17 protein-coding genes and 1 pseudogene are annotated in these 22483 nt (G+C 62.1%); 7 read left to right on the top strand and 11 right to left on the bottom strand.

All coding sequences use genetic code 11. The features are described from left to right. Positions 1-221: 221 nt before the first annotated feature. Complete coding sequence (locus tag JQK15_RS24895; RefSeq protein ID WP_214869022.1) at positions 222-1460, bottom strand: DUF4410 domain-containing protein; 1239 nt, start codon at positions 1458-1460, stop codon at positions 222-224. Between the two features lie 335 nt (positions 1461-1795). On the opposite strand from JQK15_RS24895, the gene JQK15_RS24890 reads away from it, so the two are divergent. Then, on the top strand, positions 1796-2239 hold the full coding sequence (locus JQK15_RS24890; protein WP_214869020.1) for an AAA family ATPase: 444 nt from the start codon (positions 1796-1798) through the stop codon (positions 2237-2239). An 84-nt stretch (positions 2240-2323) separates the two neighbouring features. On the opposite strand, the gene JQK15_RS24885 is transcribed toward JQK15_RS24890, so the two are convergent. From JQK15_RS24885 to JQK15_RS24865, 5 genes are all read right to left on the bottom strand, one after another. Further along, a complete protein-coding gene (locus JQK15_RS24885; protein ID WP_214869053.1) occupies positions 2324-2605 on the bottom strand; it encodes a hypothetical protein in 282 nt (93 codons plus the stop codon). A 49-nt stretch (positions 2606-2654) separates the two neighbouring features. Beyond that, on the bottom strand, positions 2655-3047 hold the full coding sequence (locus JQK15_RS24880) for a hypothetical protein (protein ID WP_214869013.1): 393 nt from the start codon (positions 3045-3047) through the stop codon (positions 2655-2657). Positions 3048-3150: 103 nt separating this feature from the next. Further along, positions 3151-4593 carry an efflux transporter outer membrane subunit gene (locus JQK15_RS24875; RefSeq protein WP_214869010.1) on the bottom strand — a complete coding sequence of 481 codons (1443 nt, stop codon included), beginning with the start codon at positions 4591-4593 and terminating at the stop codon, positions 3151-3153. Further along, complete coding sequence (locus tag JQK15_RS24870; protein ID WP_214869008.1) at positions 4586-7783, bottom strand: multidrug efflux RND transporter permease subunit; 3198 nt, start codon at positions 7781-7783, stop codon at positions 4586-4588. The genes JQK15_RS24875 and JQK15_RS24870 overlap by 8 nt, the downstream gene beginning before the upstream one ends. A gap of 4 nt (positions 7784-7787) precedes the next feature. After that, entirely contained in the window at positions 7788-8948 is a 1161-nt protein-coding gene (locus JQK15_RS24865; protein ID WP_251008032.1) for an efflux RND transporter periplasmic adaptor subunit, read from the bottom strand. Positions 8949-9213: 265 nt separating this feature from the next. On the opposite strand from JQK15_RS24865, the gene JQK15_RS24860 reads away from it, so the two are divergent. After that, a complete protein-coding gene (locus JQK15_RS24860; protein ID WP_214869006.1) occupies positions 9214-9855 on the top strand; it encodes a DUF3313 domain-containing protein in 642 nt (213 codons plus the stop codon). A gap of 190 nt (positions 9856-10045) precedes the next feature. After that, positions 10046-10243, top strand: coding sequence for a hypothetical protein (locus JQK15_RS24855; RefSeq protein WP_214869004.1), 198 nt, complete (start codon positions 10046-10048; stop codon positions 10241-10243). Positions 10244-10584: 341 nt separating this feature from the next. On the opposite strand, the pseudogene JQK15_RS24850 reads toward JQK15_RS24855, so the two are convergent. From JQK15_RS24850 to JQK15_RS24840, 3 genes and pseudogenes are all read right to left on the bottom strand, one after another. Beyond that, positions 10585-11390, bottom strand: a pseudogene (locus JQK15_RS24850) (IS110 family RNA-guided transposase); the annotation flags it as partial. A gap of 139 nt (positions 11391-11529) precedes the next feature. Further along, positions 11530-13194: an AMP-binding protein gene (locus JQK15_RS24845; RefSeq protein WP_214869002.1), complete on the bottom strand. Its 1665-nt coding sequence runs from the start codon at positions 13192-13194 to the stop codon at positions 11530-11532. Between the two features lie 71 nt (positions 13195-13265). After that, positions 13266-15587 (bottom strand): TonB-dependent receptor, encoded by a 2322-nt coding sequence (locus JQK15_RS24840; RefSeq protein WP_214869000.1) that lies wholly within the window; start codon positions 15585-15587, stop codon positions 13266-13268. 309 nt (positions 15588-15896) lie between these two features. Between JQK15_RS24840 and JQK15_RS24835 the strand changes: the two genes are divergently transcribed. Continuing rightward, on the top strand, positions 15897-16805 hold the full coding sequence (locus JQK15_RS24835) for a helix-turn-helix domain-containing protein (RefSeq protein ID WP_214868998.1): 909 nt from the start codon (positions 15897-15899) through the stop codon (positions 16803-16805). A 256-nt stretch (positions 16806-17061) separates the two neighbouring features. Here JQK15_RS24835 and JQK15_RS24830 read toward each other — a convergent pair whose 3' ends face one another. Together JQK15_RS24830 and oxdA are read right to left on the bottom strand one after the other, a co-directional pair. Further along, a complete protein-coding gene (locus JQK15_RS24830; RefSeq protein WP_214868996.1) occupies positions 17062-18576 on the bottom strand; it encodes an amidase in 1515 nt (504 codons plus the stop codon). A gap of 14 nt (positions 18577-18590) precedes the next feature. Next, a complete protein-coding gene (oxdA, locus tag JQK15_RS24825; protein WP_214868993.1) occupies positions 18591-19655 on the bottom strand; it encodes an aliphatic aldoxime dehydratase in 1065 nt (354 codons plus the stop codon). 299 nt (positions 19656-19954) lie between these two features. Between oxdA and nthA the strand changes: the two genes are divergently transcribed. From nthA to JQK15_RS24810, 3 genes are all read left to right on the top strand, one after another. Next, the gene (gene nthA / locus JQK15_RS24820) at positions 19955-20575 is read left to right on the top strand and encodes a nitrile hydratase subunit alpha (protein WP_214868991.1); all 621 of its coding nucleotides are present in this window, start codon (positions 19955-19957) and stop codon (positions 20573-20575) included. Positions 20576-20606: 31 nt separating this feature from the next. After that, positions 20607-21239 carry a nitrile hydratase subunit beta gene (gene nthB, locus JQK15_RS24815; RefSeq protein ID WP_214868989.1) on the top strand — a complete coding sequence of 211 codons (633 nt, stop codon included), beginning with the start codon at positions 20607-20609 and terminating at the stop codon, positions 21237-21239. A gap of 65 nt (positions 21240-21304) precedes the next feature. Beyond that, positions 21305-22459 carry a GTP-binding protein gene (locus JQK15_RS24810; RefSeq protein ID WP_214868987.1) on the top strand — a complete coding sequence of 385 codons (1155 nt, stop codon included), beginning with the start codon at positions 21305-21307 and terminating at the stop codon, positions 22457-22459. The last annotated feature ends 24 nt before the right edge of the window (positions 22460-22483 follow it).

Genomic DNA, 22483 nt, shown 5'->3' with positions numbered 1-22483 from the left:
CTGTCTGAAAATTCAATCTAGGATTGGCTCTATGTAGCAGGGGATCCGAAAATTATTCCGATGGCTGCTGGCGACTGCAGTCGGCGTCCCTCTACCCACGCTGACGAAAAAAGAAAGGTTCGGCGTGACTGCACAAGCGTTCCGCTCATAGAGGGCAGCACAGGGCACTGGCGATGCCCTGGCCGATCGTCCAAGAAGGTTATCCCTCTTGCGCGCTCTTGTCAGCATTCTCCTGGCGATATGCCGGGGCCGCACTGCTCAATACGCCGCGACGCAGGTAAACGCTGTCGCCGTTCGGAAAGCGCGACCTGCTGACCACTTTCGTCCGGTAACGGCGCTCCTTTCCAAAGACCGGGCGCCTTGGACAACGCCTTGGTGCTCCGTTGAGCAAGGCTGATGCTTGCGGCGATACTTTCGCCCATCATGCGTTTAGAGCCCTTGACCTCTTCTTCGAACAGCACCCGTCCGGAAGGCTCCTCGAGACGGAGATTCGCCCGAATGAGCGTCTTGCCGGCAATCATCCCGACCACTGGGATCGCGCCGCGGACGCCGGGATTGCCCTTCTTATATTCGGTCACGTCGATGCTGAGGCGCAAGGCGTCGGGGCTGGCATTGCTATCGCCCTGCCGCCAAACCTCCGCGAAAAGCCCGCTCTTGCGGGTCTGAGCTATGAGCGCCTCATAGGTTGCTGCCGTGAACGCCGCCGGCAGCATGTCGTTGGCCAGAGGCAACCCGATCTCCACCGTCGAACGCCGCGCCCTGACCGAATCGTCGTCATGGCCCATGACCGGCACCCAGACACGCCGATCGCTGGGCCCTTTCTCGATCGCGTCCAGCGTCGAACTGTCACCAGATGCGATCCCGAGCCTCGCGAAGGCGGAGAGCGTCTCGTCCTTGCTGGACTTCGGGATCAGGATGACGGCGCCATGGAGCGCGTCATTCTCATCACGGTAAAAGAGCGTCAGCGTCTCGGCTCCGGGACGGATCGCGCTGTAGATCTGGCCGGCGCCATTAGGCGCCAAGCTGGCGAGTGTCCCGGCAGTTCCACGCAGCAAGCCCTTGCTGCCATGTTCGACGGCAAAGAACTGGATGGCGTCGACGGGGATCAGGCCTTCGGCCTTGTCGTTAGAGAGGCGAACACCATCATCGCCGATCTCGAGGCGCCCCTTGCTTCCCGGCCTCACGTTCTCGAAACCTATGATGTTGATCGCGTCATCCACGACGATAGGACGGGCCGATCGCGGCCGTTCGATCGGCCGGCGGCCCATCACTTCGATATCGTTCCGTGCGAAGGCACTGATGGGAATCACGATCGGGCAGAGCGTAATCACCGTGGCCGCAGACAGGGCCAGAAAGAATCTGGAGGACTGATTTTGGTCGTTTCTCATATCGCCTCGAGGGTTGCGCCGGCGATTTCGCGCGGCGAGTTGCCAGCCCGGCGGATGGTTGATCCCATTCAAACCGGGCTTCTTTTGCTGGCCTAAACTCGAGCGATGGATAGGATTGTGAGAAACAGTGGAGACGTGATGGAGGTATATCCGGCCGTCCTAAGGTCGGATCTGGCGGCATTAGCAAGCTGCGCAAATCTAACTTTGGCAGCGGACCTCGAGGAGATCAAATTCGCGGGTCACCTTCTGCGCCAATGTGCTGCCGATAGTGCTGCTGCGGGCCATAGAGAAATGGCGTCTCTTTAGGATTTGAAGCCAGCGAGCATCAAGTCGCGCTCCATCAGTACGTAGCGCCAGGCTTGCCGCGATTGTCAGCATGCAAGGGGCCTATGTAATCAACGCCCTCTATGCCGGAAGCGGGGCGCGCCATCATTCGCGATCAAGTCGCGATCGGGCGCACCGCCCTACCCTGGGCCGATTGCACGGATTTAGCGGAGTTGATGCTCGGCAGGGAACTGCGCTCCTGGCATGAAGCCCACGGCCTCAAAGGCTCGGTATTCTTCAATCGCGGCATTACCGATGCCGCGGGCTATCTGCACCTCTGCGGCCTCCCCATACCGGCCCATGTCGGGCGGGCCGCCAAACTGTTCCGCTCCCCTGTCTTCATCGCGCCGCCCTGGCGCGAGATACTCACGCAGGAGACGGCGAGGAAGCAGGATTTTGCGGAGGAAGAAGCGGCCCATCCAGCGATGGTGCAAATCTACACTGACCTTGGCTACGGACTAATACCGATTCCTATGCCGCAGGTCTCCGAAAGGGTGCGTTTCGTGCGCGCACACCTCAAAGCCTGACCAGAGAGGTCGCCCAGTAACCGAACGAAAAGCGCATGAGCAAAGGGATGATCGCTTGCCGCCATTCCCGATCGGTCGGGCCATCTAGCAGTCGCGATACCCATCCCGCACGCAGCGTTCATAGGCCTCATCGCGCTTGCGCATTTCCCGCCCACGATTGCGGTCGGCTTCATCCTGGCTCGTCGTGCTCCAGTCGACCACCTTGCTGGTTGCCTTGACCGGGAGTGTTGCGACCGAACAGCCCCCAAGGAGATAGGCGGCGCCGAGGCAGAAACCGGCGACGAACGGCCGCGTGAAGCCCCATTCCCGACATAAGAGGACGGACGGCTGCGCGCGCTCGACAGAAGCAAAAGACATAAGTTTCATGATAATTATCCAGATGAGTGGGATTGCAGACGGATGAGTATCGACCGCGTCAGACCGATTTCCTTATGGCCGAGAAGCGACCCTGCCGGCCCTTCGCGGTGATCGCACCGGACATGCGGTCCCCCTCGATCGAGCCCGCAAAATCGATGTCAATCGACATCATCATGACCTTGGTGGGATAGGTCCAGCGCACCTCATTGCCGCGGGCGCTGCCCTTCGAGAGCTTATGCACCTTGCCGGGCTTGGCCTTGGCTTCGCCTGTCGCCAGATCGACGCACTGGCCGCCAAGCTGCGGGCCACGCGGCTCGAAGCTGCAGTCGACCGTGAAGGTCCTGCCCTCGATGTTCCCCGTGACCCGCCAGACGCCCGCCACCTCAGCCATGGCGGCCGAGGGCAAAAGCAGGAGAGGTCCGGCGAGCAGACCGAGATAGCGAGCGTTCATGAGATGCCTTTCAAAGATGAGATGGCGGCAGGTCAGAACGTGTGGGTCCGACCGGCCTTTCTCAGCTCTTTGATCATCTTATGATGGAGCATCGGTGGAGGGATCAGGGAGAAGCGGTGGAACCCGGCGATTTTTCTTCAAGACCGTTACCCAGCGCCACATAGAGCGAGACGCTGTTCTGCAAGTCCGTGGCCCGCAGCTGCAGCAACTGCTGCTGCGCGGCGAACAAGTTGCGTTCGGCGTCGAGCACCTCGAGGTAGATGGCGATGCCATTGTCGTAGCGATGCCTTGCCGTGCGCGCGAGCCGTAGCTGAGCGGTAACCGTGCGCTCCTGCGCGACGATCTGCTCGCCGAGGCGCCGGCGGGCGACCAGCGCGTCTGCGACCTCCTGAAACGCACCTTGGACCGCACGCTGATAGGCGGCGGTCAATTCGTCCGCCCGCGCCTTGCTGACCTTGACATGCGCGCTGCGGCGACCCCAGTCGAAGACTGGCAGATTGAACGCACCACCGAAGCTCCAAGCCTGATTGCCCTTGTCGAACAGGCTGTCGAGCGCGGAAGAGGCGAAGCCATAGTTTCCAGTCAGCGAAATGGTCGGGAAGAAGGCCGCCCGCGCCGCGCCGATATCGGCATTGGCCGCGCGCAGATTGTGCTCAGCTTCGAGTATGTCGGGGCGATCGATCAGCAGCGCCGAGGGCAAGCCGGGTTCGACGGCGAGCACCTGCTCCGCACGGACCAGCGGCCTGGCTACGGGAAGCGGACCCGATATCGGGCCGCCGGTCAGCACGTCGAGCAGATTGCGCGCCTGCTCGGTCGTACGCTGTAGTTCGGCAAGCTCGGTCTGCGCCTGGGTGAGCAGCAGCATCGACTGATCATAGTCGACCGTCGAGGTGACGCCGGCGTCAAGCCGCTTGCGGGCGATGCGCAAGCCTTCCTCTCGTCCCTCGAGGCTCTGCCGCGCCAGGGCGATACGTTCCTCGCCTGCCTGGATATCATAATAGGCGGCAGCGACCTGGGCGATCAGCGACAGGCGGAACGTCCGGGCGCCCTCCTCCGAGGCGAGATAGCGCTGGCGCTCGGCCTCGGCGAGATTGCGCACCCGCCCCCAAAGGTCGAGCTCGAAAGCGCTGACGCCGACATTGGCGCCATATTGGCTGAACTCGATCGCGCCCGCATCAGCCGACGCGCCCGTTCCCAGCGCGGTCAGGGGCTGACGGCTACGCGTTCCCTGCCCATTGGCTTCGAGCGTGGGGAGACGCTGCGTCTCCTGTATCCGGTACTGCGCACGCGCTTGCGCCACGCGGGCGAGCGACTGCGCCAGATCGCGGTTGCGCTCGAGGGAGGCGGCGATGAGGATCTGCAGGCGCGCATCCTGGAAGAAGTCACGCCAGCCAAGCCTAGCAGCGCTGGATTCGACCGGTGCCTGTTCGCTCGCACCTCCGGGAAAGGTTTCGGCGACCGGCAACGTCGGCTGGACATATTTGGGCGCCAGATTGCAGCCGCCGAGCATGGTCGTCAGGGCAAGGATCATCACCGACTTACGCATGAGTGGTGTCTCCTTCACCGGTCTGGTGCTTGGTTTCGAGCCAGCGCGCGTCCTCCCCTTCGGGATCGCGCCGTTTGCTCAAATATCTGCGCGTCAGCACGTAGAAGACCGGCGTGAAGAAGATGCCGAGAGCGGTCGCCGCGATCATCCCGCCGACCACGCCGGTGCCGACCGCCTGTCGGCTCGCTGCGCCCGCGCCCGAGGCGATAAACAGCGGCACCATACCGAGGATGAAGGCAAGGCTCGTCATCAGGATCGGCCGCAGTCGCTGCTTCGCTGCCTCGACCGTCGCGTCGAACATCGTTCGCTCGCCGGTCTCATCCTCGAGCGCGAACTCGACGATGAGGATCGCATTCTTTGCGGCAAGGCCGATGATGGTGATGAGCCCGACGTTGAAATAGACGTCCGCCGACATGCCGCGCATCGTCGTGAAGAGCACGGCACCGAGGATGCCGAAGGGGACCACCAGCAGCACCGAGAGCGGGATGCCCCAGCTGTTGTAGAGCGCAGCCAGCAGAAGGAAGACGACGATCAGGCTGAGGCCGAGCAGCATGCCGATCTGGCCGCCGGCCTGCTTCTCTTCATAGGCGGCGCCCGTCCAGTCATAGGCGAGCGAACCCGAGAGATGTTCGCCTGCAATCCGCTCCATCGCTTCGAGCGCGCCGCCGGAGGATTCGCCGGGCGCAGCCGAGCCCGAGATCGTCAGCGAAGGGTAGCCGTTATAACGCTCAAGCTGGGCGGGACCGGACTGCCAGCGCACGGTGGTGAAGGCGCTGAACGGCACCATTTGCCCATCCTGGCCCCTCACCTGCAGGGTCAGGATATCGTCGGGCCGCATGCGCGCGGCCGCTTCCGCCTGGAGATAGACGCGCAGCGTGTTGCCGTCGCGCGTGAAGTCATTGGCATAGGCCGAGCCGAAATTGATCGCGAGCGTCTGGTTGACATCGCCGATCGAGAGCCCGAGCGCCCGCGCCTTGACGCGGTCGAAATCGACATAGAGCTGCGGCGCATCGCCCTGCCCGTCCGGCCGCACGCCGACGAGCAGCGGGTCCTTCGCAGCGGCGGCGATGATGGCGTCACGCGCGGCAATGAGCCCTTCCCGGTCGGTGCCCGAGCGATCCTCGATCTTCATGGAGAAGCCGGTAGCGTTGCCGAGCGCCGAGATCGGCGGCGGATTGAGCGCGAAGATGGTCGCGCTGGTGATGCCCGACACTGCCTTCTGGATGCCGGAGATGACGCCCTGGGCGCTATTGTGCGCGCCCTTGCGCTCGCTCCAGGGCTGGAGGTCGACATAGGAGAGCGCGGCGCCCTGGCTCTGGCCGTAGAAATTATAGCCCTGCAGCGTGATGATGTTGCGCACCTGCGGCAGCCGGCGAAGATAATCCTCGACCTTGAGGACCGCCGTCTCGGTGCGCTGCATCGTCGCGCCGACGGGCGCATCATAGTTGATAAGGACATAGCCCTGGTCCTCGGTGGGGAGGAAGCCACCGGGCAAGCGCGTGAAGAGCAGCGCGGTCACCAGCCCCATCGCGAGGAACACCGCCATCCAGCGGAAGGGTGAGACGATCATTCGCCCGACCGTGCCGCCATATTTGCTGCTCGACCGGTCGAAGACGCCGTTGAACCAGGCGAAGAAGCGGGCCGGCCAGCCGCGAATGCCCGCAGGCGGCGGCGTGTCGTGATCGGCCGCATGGGGCCGCAGCAGCGTGGCGCACAAGGCGGGGGTCAGCGTCAGGGCCAGCACGGCGGAGAAGAAGATGGAGACGGCGAGCGTCACCGAGAACTGGCGGTAGATGCCGCCGGTCGATCCCGGGAAGAAAGCCATCGGCACGAAGACGGCGACCAGCACGAGCGTGATGCCGATGATCGCGCCCCGGATCTGGCCCATTGCCTTGATCGTCGCGAGGCGGGGCGGCAGGCCTTCCTCGGCCATGATGCGCTCGACATTCTCGACCACGACGATGGCGTCGTCGACGAGGATGCCGATCGCCACCACCATCGCGAAGAGCGAGAGGGTGTTGATCGAGAAGCCGAACAGGAACAGGCCGAGGCACGCGCCCGCCAGCGCGATCGGCACGACGATCGCGGGAATGAGCGTCGCGCGCCAGTTCTGCAGGAACAGGAACATGACGAGGAAGACGAGGACCATAGCCTCGACGAGGGTCTGGATCACGCTCGCGATCGAGGCGTCGATAAAGGGCGTGGTGTCGAAACCGACCTTCCATTCGAGGCCCGGCGGGAAGTTCTTCTGCAGTTCGCCAAGGCGCGTGCGCACAGCCTCGGCGGTCGCCACTGCATTGGCGCCCGAGGCAAGCTGGATGCCCATCCCTGCGATTTCCTTGCCGTTGAGCCGCGCTTTGAAGCCGTAATTGTCGGCGCCAAGCTCCACGCGCGCGACATCGCCAAGGCGGATTGCCGAACCGTCCTGGCCCGAGCGGATGATGATCTGCTTGAACTGCTCGGGATCGCTGAACCGGTTCTGGGTCACGATCTTGGCGGTGAACTCCGCCTCGCGGGTGACGGGCTGCTCGCCGATGCCGCCGCCCGCGACCTGGCTGTTCTGCTCTTGGACGGCGGCCAGCACCTCGGTCGGCGAGAGCGAATAGCCTGCGAGCTTGGCCGGATCGAGCCAGATGCGCATGGCATATTGCGACCCGAACAGGAGGACGTCGCCGACCCCTGGCACGCGGCGCAGTTCGTTCACGACATTGTTGTTGGCATAGTTGCCAATCTCGAGCGGCGACAGGGAGCCGTCCGGCGAAGACAGGCCAACCAGCATCAGGAAGCCCGAACTGTTGTCGGTGATCTGGATGCCCATCTGCTGGACCGCTTGCGGCAGGCGCGGCTCGGCACGGTTGAGACGATCGCGCACGTTGCTGCGGGCGAAGTCGAGATCTGTTCCGGCCTTGAAGGTGAGCGTGATCTGGCCGGTGCCGTTCGCTCGGCTGGTCGAGTTCATGTAGAGGAACCCGTCGATCCCGCTCATCTCGCGTTCGATGACCGAGGTGACGTTGCGGTCGAGCGTATCGGCATCGGCGCCTGTATAGGTGTAGCTAAGGCTAAGTGCCGGCGGCGCGACCGAGGGATATTGCTCGACCGGCAGAGTCGCGAGCGCGATGATACCCGCCATAGCGATGAACGCGGCGATGACCCAGCCGAAGACCGGCTTGTAGACGAAGAAGCGATCCATGATTTTACCGTCCCTTGGCCGTGGAAGTGGCCTTGGCCGGCTGTGAGGAAGCGGCATCGCGCGCCTTCTGGCCGGGGCGCACCTTCTGCCAGCCCTCGACGATGACGCGCTCACCGGCCTTGAGACCGGACTGGACGATCCAGCGCTCGCCGAGCAGCGTTCCCAATGTGACCGGCCGGTTGATGACCGTGCCGTCCGCGCCGAGCACCGAGACGCTCGCCTGTTCGCCCTTGAACTGGACGGCGCGTGCCGGAATGGTGATGCCACTGGCGATGGTGCCAGCCTCGATCCGCCCACGCACGAACTGGCCCGGCGCCAGCAACTGCTGCGCATTGGGCATCTGGGCGCGGATGGTCTGGCTTCCTGTGGCGGGATCGACGTTGGTGCCGGTGAAATCGATCCGGCCGGCGACTGGATATTCGGTGCCGTTCTCAAGAATCAGGCGCACCGACACACTTTTGGGGGACGGCAGCTTGATGCTCCCTGCCCGCGCCTTCTGGACAAGATCGAGGATAGCGGCATTGGACTGGGAGAAGACCGCATAGACCGGCGTGATCTGGTCGATGCGGGTCATGAGGCTGGCCTGTCCGCCGCTAACCAGCGCGCCTTCGGTCACCTCGGCGCGGCCCACCCGACCCGCGATCGGAGCCCGCACGGTGGTGAAGCCCAGCTGCAGGCGGCTGCGATCCAGCGCCGCCTTGCCTTCAACCACCTGGCCCTGCGCCTGAGCAAGGTCCGAGCGGGCCGCGTCATATTCCTGACGGCTGACCGCCCGGTCGGCGATCAGCGGATCGTAGCGATGTACCACCGATTGCGCATTGTCGCGCAGCGCCTCGGCCCGCTGCAGCGTGCCTTGCGCCTGCTGGACCTGTGCCCGATAGTCGCGCGGGTCGATCTCGAACAGCGGCGTTCCGGCCGCGACGATCGATCCTTCCTCGAACAGCCGGCGCTGAACGATGCCGTCGGTTCGCGCTCGGACCTCGGCGGTACGCACGGCCTGAATGCGTCCCGAAAGTTCGAGGATGTTGGGAACATCCTCGGGCCGGATCGTGATCGTCTCGACCGCAGTGGCGGACGGCGCCCGCCCCTTTTGTCCGTCGCTGCATCCGCTGAGCATCACGGGCAGAAGAGCCGTAATCAGGGTGGTCGGCGCGACATGTCTCAAGCGTAAGTCTCCATTGCACGGGGATCCATGCAGTGGCACGAGATCTAAGTTTTTTGATGGAGGTTCGATGGATGGATCATGGATAAACGCAGATTTTCACCTGCATCATTCCTCCATCTTCAAACGATACGCCCCCCCCCCCATGCAAAGGTGACATTGTCCGGGGCGAGCGAAATATTTCTGGCTCGTTGCTAGATTACCTGCGGAGCCATGGATGAGAAAGATTTTATACTCTGAATTTCTTCATAGAATCTTGCCGGCGATAATGTTCGTTGCCGCTTCGACTGCGTGTGCAAGCCCCCGACCGACCGCCTATTCCGGCCTTGCTTCCTCTCCCGTGCTGCGCGCGAACAGCGGCAAGAGCGTGTCGAAGACCCCTTACCGCTATGCGCGGTCCGTGAACTTTCGCCGCTACTACAAGGCGATTGTCGAGCCCGTTCAAATCTATGACGGGCCGGACGCACAATTCACCAAGCTTTCCCCCCGCGAGCAGGAGCAGCTTGCCGACTATATGCAGGAGCAGTTCGACGAGGAACTGCGCAAGGTCTTCGAAATGACCGAGCGGGCGGGTCCCTCGACGTTGCGAATCCAGCTGACGCTCACCGGGGCCACGCCGACAAAGGCGATCCTGGGGCCGCTGTCGCGGTTCGATCTCGCCGGGGGTGCCTATAATGCCTACCAAAGCATAAAGGGACGCGAAGGCACGATGACCGGCTCGGTGATCTATGCGGTGGAGGTCTATGACAGCGCCGATGATAGTCTATTGCTCGCGGAGATCACCAAGCAATATCCCAATGCTATGAATGTCGGTGCGAGCTTCGGTGTGCTAAAGGCGCCTATGCTGGGGATCGAAAAGGGCGCGGCCGAGCTTCGAGAGAAGCTGAGCGTAAATCAAACCGAACGGTGAGGTCGGCAGGCCTCGGCGGTTTAACCGGGTTCGAAACTCCTCTCGAACTCGGCTGAACCGCACGGTCAGCGCCCTTGCCACATGGCGTAGAGGATGACGACCAGCGGGATCGCCGCGAATATGAGCGAGGCGGCGCAATTGCTTTTCTGCAACATCAAGAAGCGTCCATTATATTTGAGGAGCGCTCATCATGAGCGCTTTGTATCGAGAGATGATGGACCGCCGATTAAGATATGGAAGCGGCTATAAAATTATCCACTATCGTTCGGGTGAAGTGGCCTATTCAAATACAAAGCGTCATATCTCGGACGAATTTCAAACCATAAAAAAGGAAATGTTTGATGCGAGCGGTGCGCCGGCACGTCCCGACAGTACAGCCCGCCTGTAGGACCACATCGATGGTATGCCGGCTCTGCATCGTCCAATCCACCACACGGCGCGAGTCGAGGTGATCAGGACAGCCAGATAGCACCCGGACCGGCTCGCGCTTCAACCGGCATCGCCAGACACCACCTTCGCCAGTTGCCGCTTCCATGCGTAAAGCGAATGCTGACTGACGCCGAGCCGCTCGGAGCCGGAGGCCAGCGCAGCTACACCTCCGCTACCGGACACACGCGCTCGGTGATCTGGGCCACCGCATCACGCTTAAACTCATGCTGAAATTGGGCTTCCCCATCGTCGTCTCCTGTCCTCAAAATTAGGATAGAAGGCGTCCAGAAATCTAGCGCTACTCAAACTCAGCCAGGCTGCAAACTGACGCCCCGACCGGAACTGATGGGGATCGGTCACCGACGCAGCAAAAGCCGTCGCGCAAACAGGTCCAATGCCGGGGATGGTGGACAGGCATCGTGCGACGTCGTCACTACGTTGCAAGGCGCCAAGGCTCTTGTCGATTTCCCGGAGCCGGACATGTGTGTCGATCACTTGCTGCGACAGCGTGGCAACCACCATCTTTGCCTCCACGGGAAGGCCTGTACCGACTTCTTATCAAAAATCTGCCTTGCCATAGAAAGCGCCTTCTCAAGGCCTTCCGGAATAGCGATCCCGAACTCCGCCAACATACTGCGCATCATGTCCACCAGCTGTGTGCGTTGCTCCACCAGCAAGCTTAAGGCGCGCTGCAGGGACAGCGCGGATTGCTGCTCGCGCGATTACACAACGACAAACCGCATCGTCGGGCGCGTGACCGCCTTGCAGATCGCCTCGGCATCGACAGCGTCATTCTTACCGCGTTTAACATAGGGTTTGACGTAGGCCGGTGGCATCAGACGCACCCCGTGACCCAACCCGATCAACTCGCGCGCCCAGTGATGGGAGGTGCCGCAGGCCTCGATTCCGACCAAGCATGGCGGCAACTTCCTGAAGAACGGGAGCAACAGGGCTCGGCGCAACGCTTTGCGGACAACGACCTTGCCCGCTGCGTTTATGCCGTGAACCTGGAAAACATTCTTGGTTACATCCAGGCCGATCGTGATAATCTCCCTGGCGGATGGTTCCTTTGCTCGGGTTTGCCTGACAGCAAACCATTTTGGCACTTAGATGCCGTGAGCGGGAGCCATCCACCCTATCCGCTATCCTCGCATGGCGCGAGTAGAATACCTCCACCCAAACTCATGCGCTTTGGGGGGAGCCAAGCAAGGCGCGGCTTATCGTTCATCCAAACAAATGGAGTGCTTATGCTTGTTGCTCTGCACTCATGATATCGCGCATCACAAATTTCTGTACCTTACCCGTGGCTGTCATCGGGAACTCCGCGACGAAGCGTACATATTGCGGAATCTTGTAATGTGCGATCTGCCCCCGACAATATTCGCGTATGGCATCTTCGGTCAGATCGGGGTTGCGCGATCGTATCCAGACGCAGACCTTCTCTCCGAAATGGCTGTCGGGAATACCGAAGACCTGCGCTTCCTGGACATCGACATGGCGGTGCAGAAATTCCTCGATCTCGCGGGGATAGATATTCTCGCCGCCACGAATGATCATGTCCTTGGTGCGCCCGGTGATGCGGACATAGCCTTCCGCATCCATGGTCGCGAGGTCGCCTGAATGAATCCAGCCACGTGGGTCGATCGCCTCGGCTGTGCGTTCGGCATCGTCCCAATAGCCGTTCATCAAGCTGTAGCCGCGGAACAGGATTTCCCCCTGTTCCCCGCGCGGAACCACGCGCCCCCGGCTGTCGACGATCTTGGCCTCGACGAAATCATGGACCCGGCCGACCGTTTCCACCCGCCGTTCCAGACTGTCTTCCGGCATGGTCTGGAAACTGAGTGGGCTGACCTCAGTCATGCCATAGCCGATGGTGATGTCGCGCATGTGCATCTGGGCGATCACACGCTCCATCACCTCTACCGGGCAAGGAGCGCCGGCCATGATGCCGGTACGCAGGCTGGACAGGTCGAATGTAGGGAAATCGGGATGGTCGAGTTGGGCAATGAACATGGTCGGCACGCCATGCAGGGCGGTACAGCTTTCTTCCGCCACGCATTGCAGCACGACGCCGGGGTCGAACGCCTCCCCCGGAAAGACCATGCAGGCACCGTGCGTGATGCAGGCAAGCACGCCCAGCACCATGCCGAAGCAATGATAGAGCGGCACCGGTATGCACATCCGGTCCTGTTCCGATAAGAGCATGCGCCGTCCGGAATGAAGACCGTTATTGAGGATATTGTGGTGGCTGAGCGTCGCCCCCTTGGGCGAACCGGTCGTACCGCTCGTGAATTGGATGTTGATTGGGTCTTCGGGCTGGAGTCTGTCTGCAAGGGCTGCCAGAACGGCATCGCTGTCCACATTGGCATAGGCGGCAACATGGTTGAAAGGCAGCGCACCGGCCAATCCGCCCTCCCCGATGGCGATCAGCCATTGCAGATCGGGCAACCGAGCCGCCCGCAGCGCCCCGGGTGCGGTATGCGCGGCTTCGGGCACCAAGTCTGCGATCATCGCGCCATAGTCGCTGGTCTTGAACCGCTGCGCAAAAATCAATGCCCGGCAGCCTACTTTGTTCAGGCAATAGTCCAGTTCCGCGATGCGATAGGCGGGATTGATGTTGACCAGAATGAGGCCGGCCTTCGCAGTGGCCAGTTGCGTCACGACCCATTCCAGATTGTTCGGCGACCAGATGCCGACCCGGTCCCCCGGTTCCAGCCCTATTGCCAACAGGCCGCTGGCAAAGGCGTCGACCTTTGCTGCCAGTTGCGCATAGCTCAGGCACACGCCCTGATGCCGCACGATTATGGCGTCGCGATCGCCATGTCGCACCGCCATGTCGGCGAAGGCCGCGCCGATCGTCTGGTAGAGAAGCGGATGGTCGCTGCATCCCGACACATAGCTGGCCGTCATTTCATCCTGTCCTGTTGTAATTTCATTTTATGCGCCGGCGGGCCATATCCCGCCGGCGCCCCCCTCTTGGATCAGAAGCGGCGGCGGAAGGTCACACCATAGGTGCGCGGGGCGCTGTAATTGCCCTGCACGAACCCCGCCGCCGCGTTGGCGTCACCGCTGAAGATGACCTGCTTGTCGCCCAGATTCTTGCCCCAGACGACCAGATCCCAGTTGCCATCGTCATTCTCATACGCGATCTGCGCGTTGAAGATGCTGTAACCCTTCTGCGTCAGCCAGACTGAGTTGATGTCGTCATTGTAGATCTTGCTATTGTAGGACCAGTCGCCGCGCAGGCTGACATCGCCGGACAGCGCCGGAACCGGAATGCGATAATCGAACCCGGCGCTGGCCGACCATTCGGGCGAATTGGACAGCTTGTTGGACATGCGCACCTGAAATTCCGGCCGCACCAGCGAAGAAAGCGGCAGCAATTTGGTATAGTGAGTGTCCAGATGCGCCAGCGAAGCGTTCAGCGTCAACCGGTCGGTCGGCTTAGCCGCTAGTTCCGCTTCGAACCCCTTGATCCGCGCATCGCCGCCATTTTGCGTGCCGGGGGCGAAATCCTCGATCACGGTGATCTGGATATCCTGATATTTGGTGGTGAAGGCCGCGAGGTTGAGGCGCACCTTGCGATCGAGCATCTCCAGCTTGGTGCCGACCTCCAGCGTGGCGAGCTTTTCGGGCGTGAAGGCCAACACGTCCGGGCGCGGCGCCACGGTGCGGGCATTGAAGCCGCCGCCCTTGTAGCCCCGCGAATAGGAGGCGTAGAGCAGCACGTCGCGCGACAATTTATAATCGATGCTGAAGCGCGGCGAGACGTTGGAAAATGTGTTGGTGACGCGGCCATAGGGTACGGTGCGCACGCCCGCATATGCGCCGCCAGCCGCCGGATCATAGATGAAATCGGGCAGCAGCGACTTCTTGTCATGGGTGTAACGGATGCCAGCCGTCAGCTTGATGGCGTCGGACAGTTTGAACGATGCCTGGCCGAAGGCGGCATAGCTGCTATTGTCGGCGTCGGACTTCACAATGATCGTGCCGATCGAAGGCGGCAGCGCGCAGCGATAGTCATCGACCGCGCTTTCCTTGAAATAATAGGCGCCACCGATATATTCCAGCCGATCGGAGAAGGCCGAGCCGACCAGCTGGCCTTCCTGCGAAAATTGCTTCTGCCGGAAATTGCTGAAACAATCGACGACCTGAAGCGGGCTGTTGTCGGCATCACGATTGAAGCTGCCGCTGACCTGGCGGAAGGCGGTGATCGACTTGAAGGTCAGATCGTCGGCGATTTTCCATTCGGCGGTGCCGGCAAAACCGGTGACGTTGAGATTCGTGCCATTGGGACCGGTCTGATAGGTGCCCCGCTTGTTGCCGGGCGCCACGACCCAGCGATCGTCATAAAGGACGCCCGTGCCATAGCCGGGCACGTCAATGACCGCCGCATCATTTGCGTTATAGGCTGCGGTCAGCGTACCATCGAGCGGCACAGCGAGCGCGGCGGACGGCACCGTGGCTTCGCGAATGCGCGAAACGTCGGCGGTCAGATAGAGGTTGAAGGCGTCCGACGGCTGATATTCCACCGCCAATCGTGCTGAGCCGCGATTGACGTCGCCGGGTGTGCGCTGGCTGCGGTTATTATGGGCCGGCGCGGGATAATCGGCCGCCAGCAAATGCGACCAGCCATCGGCGCGCTTGTAGCCGAAGATCAGCTTGGTGCGCAGCGTATCGGAAATTGGCGTGTCGATCGAACCCCGCATTTCCATTCGATCATAATTGCCATAGGTCGCCTCCAGCGCGCCTTCCGGCATATCGGACGGGCGCTTAGTCGTCACGCTGATCGCGCCGCCGATCGTGTTGCGCCCGAACAGCGTGCCCTGCGGTCCGCGCAGCACCTCGATCCGTTCGACATCGAGCACCTCGAGCACGCCGCCCACCGAACTGGAAACATAGACGCCGTCGATATAGGTGCCCACGCCCGGATCGTCCGTCACCTGGTAGCCCGACTTGCCGACGCCGCGAATGAAGACGATCGCGGCAGAGGATGCGCCGCTGAGTGGCGCGGTGGAATCAAATTGCAGGTTCGGCGTGAAGGATGCGATGCCGGAAATATCCTCGACATTCTTGTTGGCGAGAGACTCGGCATTGAACGCGGTGACCGCGATCGGCGTGTCCTGAAGATTTTCGGCGCGCTTCTGGGCGGTGACGACGATTTCATCCAGTCCGCCGGATGGCTGGACCAGCTGCTGCGCCGCGGGTTCGGCAGTCGCGACCTGCGCCAGTCCGGGCTGAACAATCGCGCATGTCGCGACGGCGAGCAACGATACCGACAGATGTGGATGAGTGTAGCGCAATTATCTTCCCCTTATCATCATGAAATGATCGCCAAGCTGCGGCTTTTGGGCGCAGCCAGTTCCTGTTCACCGCAACCTAGTTTGCGATGCCCTGCGGCATTTTTTGTTTTTCAATCATGCGATGGGTCGGCATCCATCAGGGCATCTTCATGCCGTTACTTGCCGATTCCATAATCTGTTGGATGGCGCAGTCGCGCTGCAAGATATTGCCCGCTCTTGCGCACTCTTTGTCATTTCCTGCTCGATTGGGATGCTGCGCTTGTGCTGCCGGCCACTCTGAGTCTTAATCCCCTGATGGGGTAGAAACAGATGCTGCTGAACAGTCATGGGGACAGGAAATATATAACCGGGCATCGACTGTCTGAAATAGTCGAATGGTCCGGGCTGCGCATCGAACTGTGGCGGCATGAGGCCGGGCTGCTGGCAGATCTCGGCCTGGAATGCACCGAAATCGGTGTGCTGCTGTCCGGGCAGTTAAGCGTGCGACGTACCGGCGATGGCCAGACGCAGGAAGCCTTCGCCCGGTCCGGCACCTCCTGGATCTGTCCGGCCGGCACGTATGAAAGCGACATCCGCCTCTCTGCCCATATGGACGAATGCCTGCATATCTTCCTGCCGCCCACCTTGCTGGAACAGGCGGCGCTGGAAGCCTATGACATTGATCCGGGCAAGGCGCGGCTGGGCTATGCGGGCGGCATGAACGATGCGCTGCTGGTCCAGATGGCGACCGCCTTCCGTACATTGATGGAGCGGGGGCCGGCGCCCACTGACCGATTGCTGGTGGATGGGATGCGCACCACGCTGGCGGCGCATCTGGTCAGCCAATATTCTGCCGACCACTGGCGCCACGCCGAAGTGCGGGCCGCGCGCACGCTGGACCCCGCCCGGCTGAAACGCGTGGTCGACCTGATCGAGAACAGGCTGGACACGGAATTGTCGCTGGAGGAACTGGCGGCGCAGGCGTGCCTCAGCCCCTTTCATTTCACCCGCCTGTTCCGCCGCGCGACCGGCCTGACGCCGCATCGTTACGTGATGGAACGGCGCATCCAGGTCGCGCAGGAAAGGCTGGCGCTGGGTCGGCTGTCGCTGGTGGAGATCGCACTGGAAACCGGCTTTGGATCGCAGGCCAATTTCAACCGGGTGTTCCGCAAGGCGACCGGCATGTCGCCCGGCCAGTATCGCAAGTTGAACGGCGTCATCCTGGGCATGGGATCATAAAAAGGACCGGCCGCCCCAAGGACGGCGGGTCGCGTTCGGTCGAATGGCTCTCCCTGGTCCGGCCATTGACCGATGCGCTGGAGCAGACGTTGGGCGACCGACGCACGGATGGGCTGGCCATTGCGTATCTTGACCCATGTGTTGACGCTGATCCCCAGCGTGCGCATCAGATAATCGGACTTCTGGCTTTCCAAACTCGCCGCCAGCCGATCGGCAATGCGCCGGTCGATCTGCTGCATACGCTGCCCGGCCGGGTTCACAGCTTTTCCCAGTCCACGGCCCGCTCGTAAGCGGCCGCCGCCTGATAGATGATGGCCTCGCGATGATCGCCCGCCACCAGCATCAAGCCCACAGGCAGGCCGTCAACCGTCCCGCAGGGCAGCGACAAGGCCGGGTTGCCGGTGACATCATAGGCGGCGGTATTGCCGATCATCTCCAGCGCCCTGGCGACGATCTCCGGCACCGGAGCGTCGGCATTGGGCAGGCGCGATGCGACGATCGGGAGCGTCGGCATGAGCAGCAGGTCATAGGATGCAAAGAGGCGTTCATAGCTGCGCTTGACGCGAAGACGGATATTCTGCGCCTTGGCATGATAGCGGCCTGCATGGACCCGCTGCCCATATGCGCCGACCATCATGCACAATTTCAGCGAAGGAGACAGCGCATCGGCCTGTTCGCGCCAGCGGGCATGATGGTCGATCAGCGCCACATCCTGCAACCCGATGCTGTTATGGCCGCCGCCATTGCCGATCATCATCTGGGCCAGCAGCCCTTCGCACCCGATCGGCGTCCAGAGCGCGGTCGCCAGCTGATGCTCCGGCACGGACAGCGATTCCACCGTTGCGCCCAGTTGCTCGAATCGGCGCGCCGCGGCCCGGACCTTGTCCGCCACCGCCGGCATCATGTTGGGCAAGGCAAAACCTTCCTCGACCAGCCCGATGCGCAGGCCCCTTGCCCCCCCATCCAGCGCAGCCGTGTAATCCTGCGTCGGCGCACCCCGCTGCCGCGGGTCCATGCCGTCCGGCCCGGCCAGCACTTCCAGCAGCAACGCATTGTCGCCGACGGTCCGGGTGATGGGGCCGCAATGATCAACCGTCGCCTCAATCGGCATCAGCCCGGTATAGGGCACCAGCCCGTGGGTCGGCTTCATCCCCACCACGCCGCAGAAGGCAGAGGGGATACGCACCGATCCCCCCTGATCCGTGCCCAGCGCCATGTCGACTTCGCCGGCCGCCACCAGCGCAGCGCTGCCGGAGGAGGAGCCACCGGCCGAATAGCCGGCCCGTCGTGGATTGTGGACCGGTGCGGGGTCCGATGTGTGGCTGCCCCCCGACAGGCAGAAATGCTCGCAGGTCGCTTTCCCCAATATGGTCGCGCCCGCGTCCAGCACGCGCGTCACGACCGTCGCGTCGAAGCCCGGTACGAAGCCTTCCAACGTTGCGGAGCCGTTCATCATCGGCAGCTGGGCGACGTTGATATTGTCCTTGATCGCGATCGTCTTGCCCAACAGCTTGCCGGTGGGCGCGCCCTCGATCGTCGCTTTCCAGTACCAGGCATTGCCGCAGCTTTCCGCGCCATCGGGTCGATAGCCCGGCGCGCGGGGATAGCGCAGTTCAGGCACCTCGTCCGGCTGCGCGTCGATCGCCTGATAGTCGGCAAGAAAGCCTGTGACGAGGGCATGATAATCCTGCACCTCATGAGGCGGCAGGGTCATGTGCAGGCTGGCGGCGATGTCGGCCAGTTCGGCCGGGGTCGGTGCAACAAGCGTCATGGAAAGTCCCTTTTTCAGCGGGCAGCAGAGCGCGCGTCGCGCATCAGGCCGGTGTTGGGATGGCAATTGATATATTCATAATGCTGATCGGCGGCATCGGCGACGAGCACCTCGTGATAGAGGCGCAGCTTCTGGAGCGAGGTCGCAACCCGAAAGAAGGTGACGAAGATGCGCAAATGGGTCGGATGCGATTCCGCCCAGCGCTCCAGCAGGTCCAGCGAGCGCCAGAGGCCGAGGTCGAAACTCTGGTCGATCGCCCGTCCGTCCAGATCGATATGGCGGACATAGCGGTTGGAATAGCAGCCGACAGTCCCGCCCTCATCGCGCAGGAAATCCATGCCGGCGCGCAATGTCGGCTCGATCTCGTCCAGATAGAGCGCGCGCTCTTCTGCGTCCGCTTCCTCCCAATCCTGGCCCGATCGGATGAGGCAGAGATTGTCATGGCCGGCGATGACGACGCGCCCGCGGGTCTGCGGATCGCCACTGGCGATGCCCAGATCCCCCGTCGCCGCCATCCAGTCGGTCTGGGACGCGGGAATGCGATCGCGCATCGACCCCCAATAGCCATGTTCCTCCACCTCGCTGCCGCCCCGGTCCATCACCGCGCCGACGCCGGGGAACGCATCCTGAAAGCCGTACAGGGTTTCGAATTGCTCGACGCGCGGCGCTATGATCTCACGAAAATAGCCAATGCCGTCGGACAGCCGCGCTTCGGCCTGCCACCAGTCCCGGACCGGCGCCGCCGTTTCCCAGCGGGCAAAGGCGGCCGGATCGGTCCAATAAGCGATCGCCATGCGGTTATCATGGCCGTCGGTGTCGGCATAGTCGACCAGATCGAAATGTCCCGGCCCGTCGGCGCCCTGAAAGCTGGCGACGATGTGCCGCAGCGCGTCGAGCGAGGCAGCGCGCGCCTGTTCATCACCGCTTGTCGACTGCACCCCGAAATGGCCCATCACCACCTGCTTGAGCGAAGGATCGGCCCGCGCGACCCACATCGGAAATGGCGGCTTATAATCGTCCGCTACCCGGCGCGAGAGGGTGCGGGGGCATTGCAAATGGGTGTCGATCGCGGATTCCATGAGGCCTGTTATCCTTATCCCAGCGTCTCGCCGCAGTACCAATACCGGCAGGCGAGCAATGGTCTGGATCATAGCTGGAGTGGGTGCCGGATATTTCCACGCCTTGCGAACTCATTGGCATTTCTTGCGATTCAGGCAGGACCGCACACTCGGCCATGCTTCCCGCAAGATGTGTCAACAGCTGGGCAGGATCGGGCAATACATGCGCCCGGCCTTGCGTTCAGTCTTCCCCCGACGACGGCGCCCGTCCGGCAACAGGCCGGCCCGTCGACCCGCTCTCAAAGAAAGAGGAAATGGGAATGTCCGGGGTAGAAGAGATGCATGATGACCGGCCCGGCCTGCCATTGCAGGCCCCGGCCGAAGAGCGCGCACGGGCGCTCTATCAGGTGTTGAAGGATAAGAGTTTCGCATCCGAAGGCTATGTCGAGGGCTGGAAGAAGGTCTTCGAGGAGGATTTCTCCCCCCGCCGCGGCGCCGAACTGGTGGCGCGCGCCTGGACCGACACAGCCTTTCGCGAAAAGCTGCTGACTGACGGCACCGCTGCGGTGGGGGAATATGGCTATCTGGGGCCGCAGGGCGAATATATCGTTGCGCTGGAAGATACGGACGACGTCAAGCATGTCATCACCTGCACGCTATGCTCCTGCACCGCCTGGCCGATCCTGGGGCTGCCACCGCAATGGTATAAAAGCTTCGAATATCGCGCCCGCATCTGCCGCGAGCCGCGCAAGGTGCTGGCGGAAATGGGCACCGACATCCCTGAAACCGTCGCCATCAAGGTGTACGATACGACTGCGGAGACCCGCTACATGGTGCTGCCGCAGCGCCCTAACGGTACCGAGGGCTGGAGCGCTGAACAACTGGCGCAGATCGTCACCAAGGATTGTCTGATCGGCGTCGCCCTGCCCAAGGCAGGCTGATTGCTGGTCACTTCAGGAAAAGGATCGGATTATGGACGGCATACATGACCTCGCCGGCATGCAGGGCTTCGGGCGCGTCGATCATATGGCAGACAAAGATGTGGGCGGCCCCTTTCATCATGATTGGGAAGCCATCGGCTATGGCGGCATCTTCATGGGCGTGGAAAAGGGCGTATTCAGCATTGATGAAGTGCGCCATGCGGTCGAGCGGCTAGAGCCGCTCTATTATTTGATGACGCCCTATTATGAACGCTATGTCGTGGGCGTGGCGTCGCTGCTGGTAGAAAAGGGCATTTTGACGCAGCAGGAACTGGAAGAGGCGACGGGCAAGCCTTTCCCGCTCGCCCGGCCTGCCTTGTCGCAGGGGCGGCCGCCGCGACTGGATCGCACCATATTCGCCGTGGGCGATCGCGTTCGCGTGCGCGACGACCATTTTGCCGGCCATGTCCGCTATCCTGCCTATTGCCGGGGCAAGACAGGCACGGTCACGCATCGTACCAGTGAGCAATGGCCCTTTCCCGACGCCATCGGTCATGGCCGCAATGATTGCGGATCGGAACCCACGCTGCATGTGGAATTTGCGGCGGCCGATCTGTGGGGCGACGATACGGACGCCGCCGCCGTGGTCGTGGACCTGTTCGAAGGCTATCTCGAACCAGCCTGACGCTTCTGCCGCGCCGCGTCCGTTAACAGATGCGGAGCGGCCTTCTCCATATGAAGAGTGGTTGCATGACCGATACGCGCTTGCCCGTCACTGTCCTATCCGGCTTCCTCGGCGCGGGGAAAAGTACGTTGCTCAGCCATGTCCTGAAAAACCGCCAGAGCCTCCGGGTGGCAATCATCATAAACGACATGAGCGAGATCAACATCGATGCTGCCGATGTTGTGCGGGACGTGATGCTCAGCCGGTCGGAGGAACGGCTGGTCGAAATGACAAACGGCTGCATCTGCTGCACCCTGCGCGAGGATCTGCTGGAACAGATTGCGCAGCTCGCGGCGGAGGGACGCTACGACTATCTGCTGATCGAAAGCTCAGGCATTTCCGAACCCCGGCCAGTCGCCGAAACCTTTACCTTCATCGACGACGCCGGCAGGACATTGGCCGATGTGGCGCGTCTGGACACGATGGTGACGGTCGTGGACGCGCTGCATTTCCTGCGCGATCTCGAGTCCGACCAGCAGGTCGAGGGCGGCGCGGAGAGCGACCTGTCTCACCTGTTGAGCGATCAGGTCGAATTTGCCGACGTCATCCTGGTCAGCAAGATCGATCTTGTGTCGGAAGCCGCTGCGGAAGAATTGATCGCGATCCTGCGCACGTTCAACCCGAAAGCGGCGATACGGCCCGTGCGCATGGGCGACATTCCGCTGGACTGGATCATGGATACCGGCCTGTTTTCCCTGGAAAAGGCGGAAGCGGCACCCGGCTGGCTGCGGGAACTGCGTGGACACCATGTGCCGGAAACGCAGGAATATGGCATCGCGTCCTGCGTCTATCGCGCCCGCGCGCCCTTCCATCCAACTCGCTTTGACGAATTTCTGAGCCGCCCTTGGGACAATGGGCGCTTGTTGCGTGCCAAGGGCTATTTCTGGAACGCCGCCCGCTTCACAGAAATTGGCAGCATATCGCAGGCCGGCAGCCTGATCCGGAAGGACTATGTGGGGCGCTGGTGGAACTTCATTCCTTCCCGCGATTGGCCGACGGATGAAGAGCGCAAAAACGCGATTATGGGACAATGGGAAGAACCAGCAGGTGATTGTCGGCAGGAAATGGTCTTTATCGGTCAGCATATCGATCGCGACACGCTTTTCCGCGCGCTGGACGATTGCCTCCTGTCCGTTACCGAGATCGCGCTTGGCCCAGACCGGTGGCCTCATCTCAGCTGATAAAATATTCCCAAATTGAGTTAC

The sequence above is a fragment of the Sphingobium sp. BHU LFT2 genome (assembly GCF_018604485.1).
Taxonomy (GTDB): Bacteria; Pseudomonadota; Alphaproteobacteria; order Sphingomonadales; family Sphingomonadaceae; genus Sphingobium; species Sphingobium yanoikuyae_A.
Note: the sequence above shows the minus strand (reverse complement) of the source record. Positions and strands in the feature narration are given on the sequence as shown.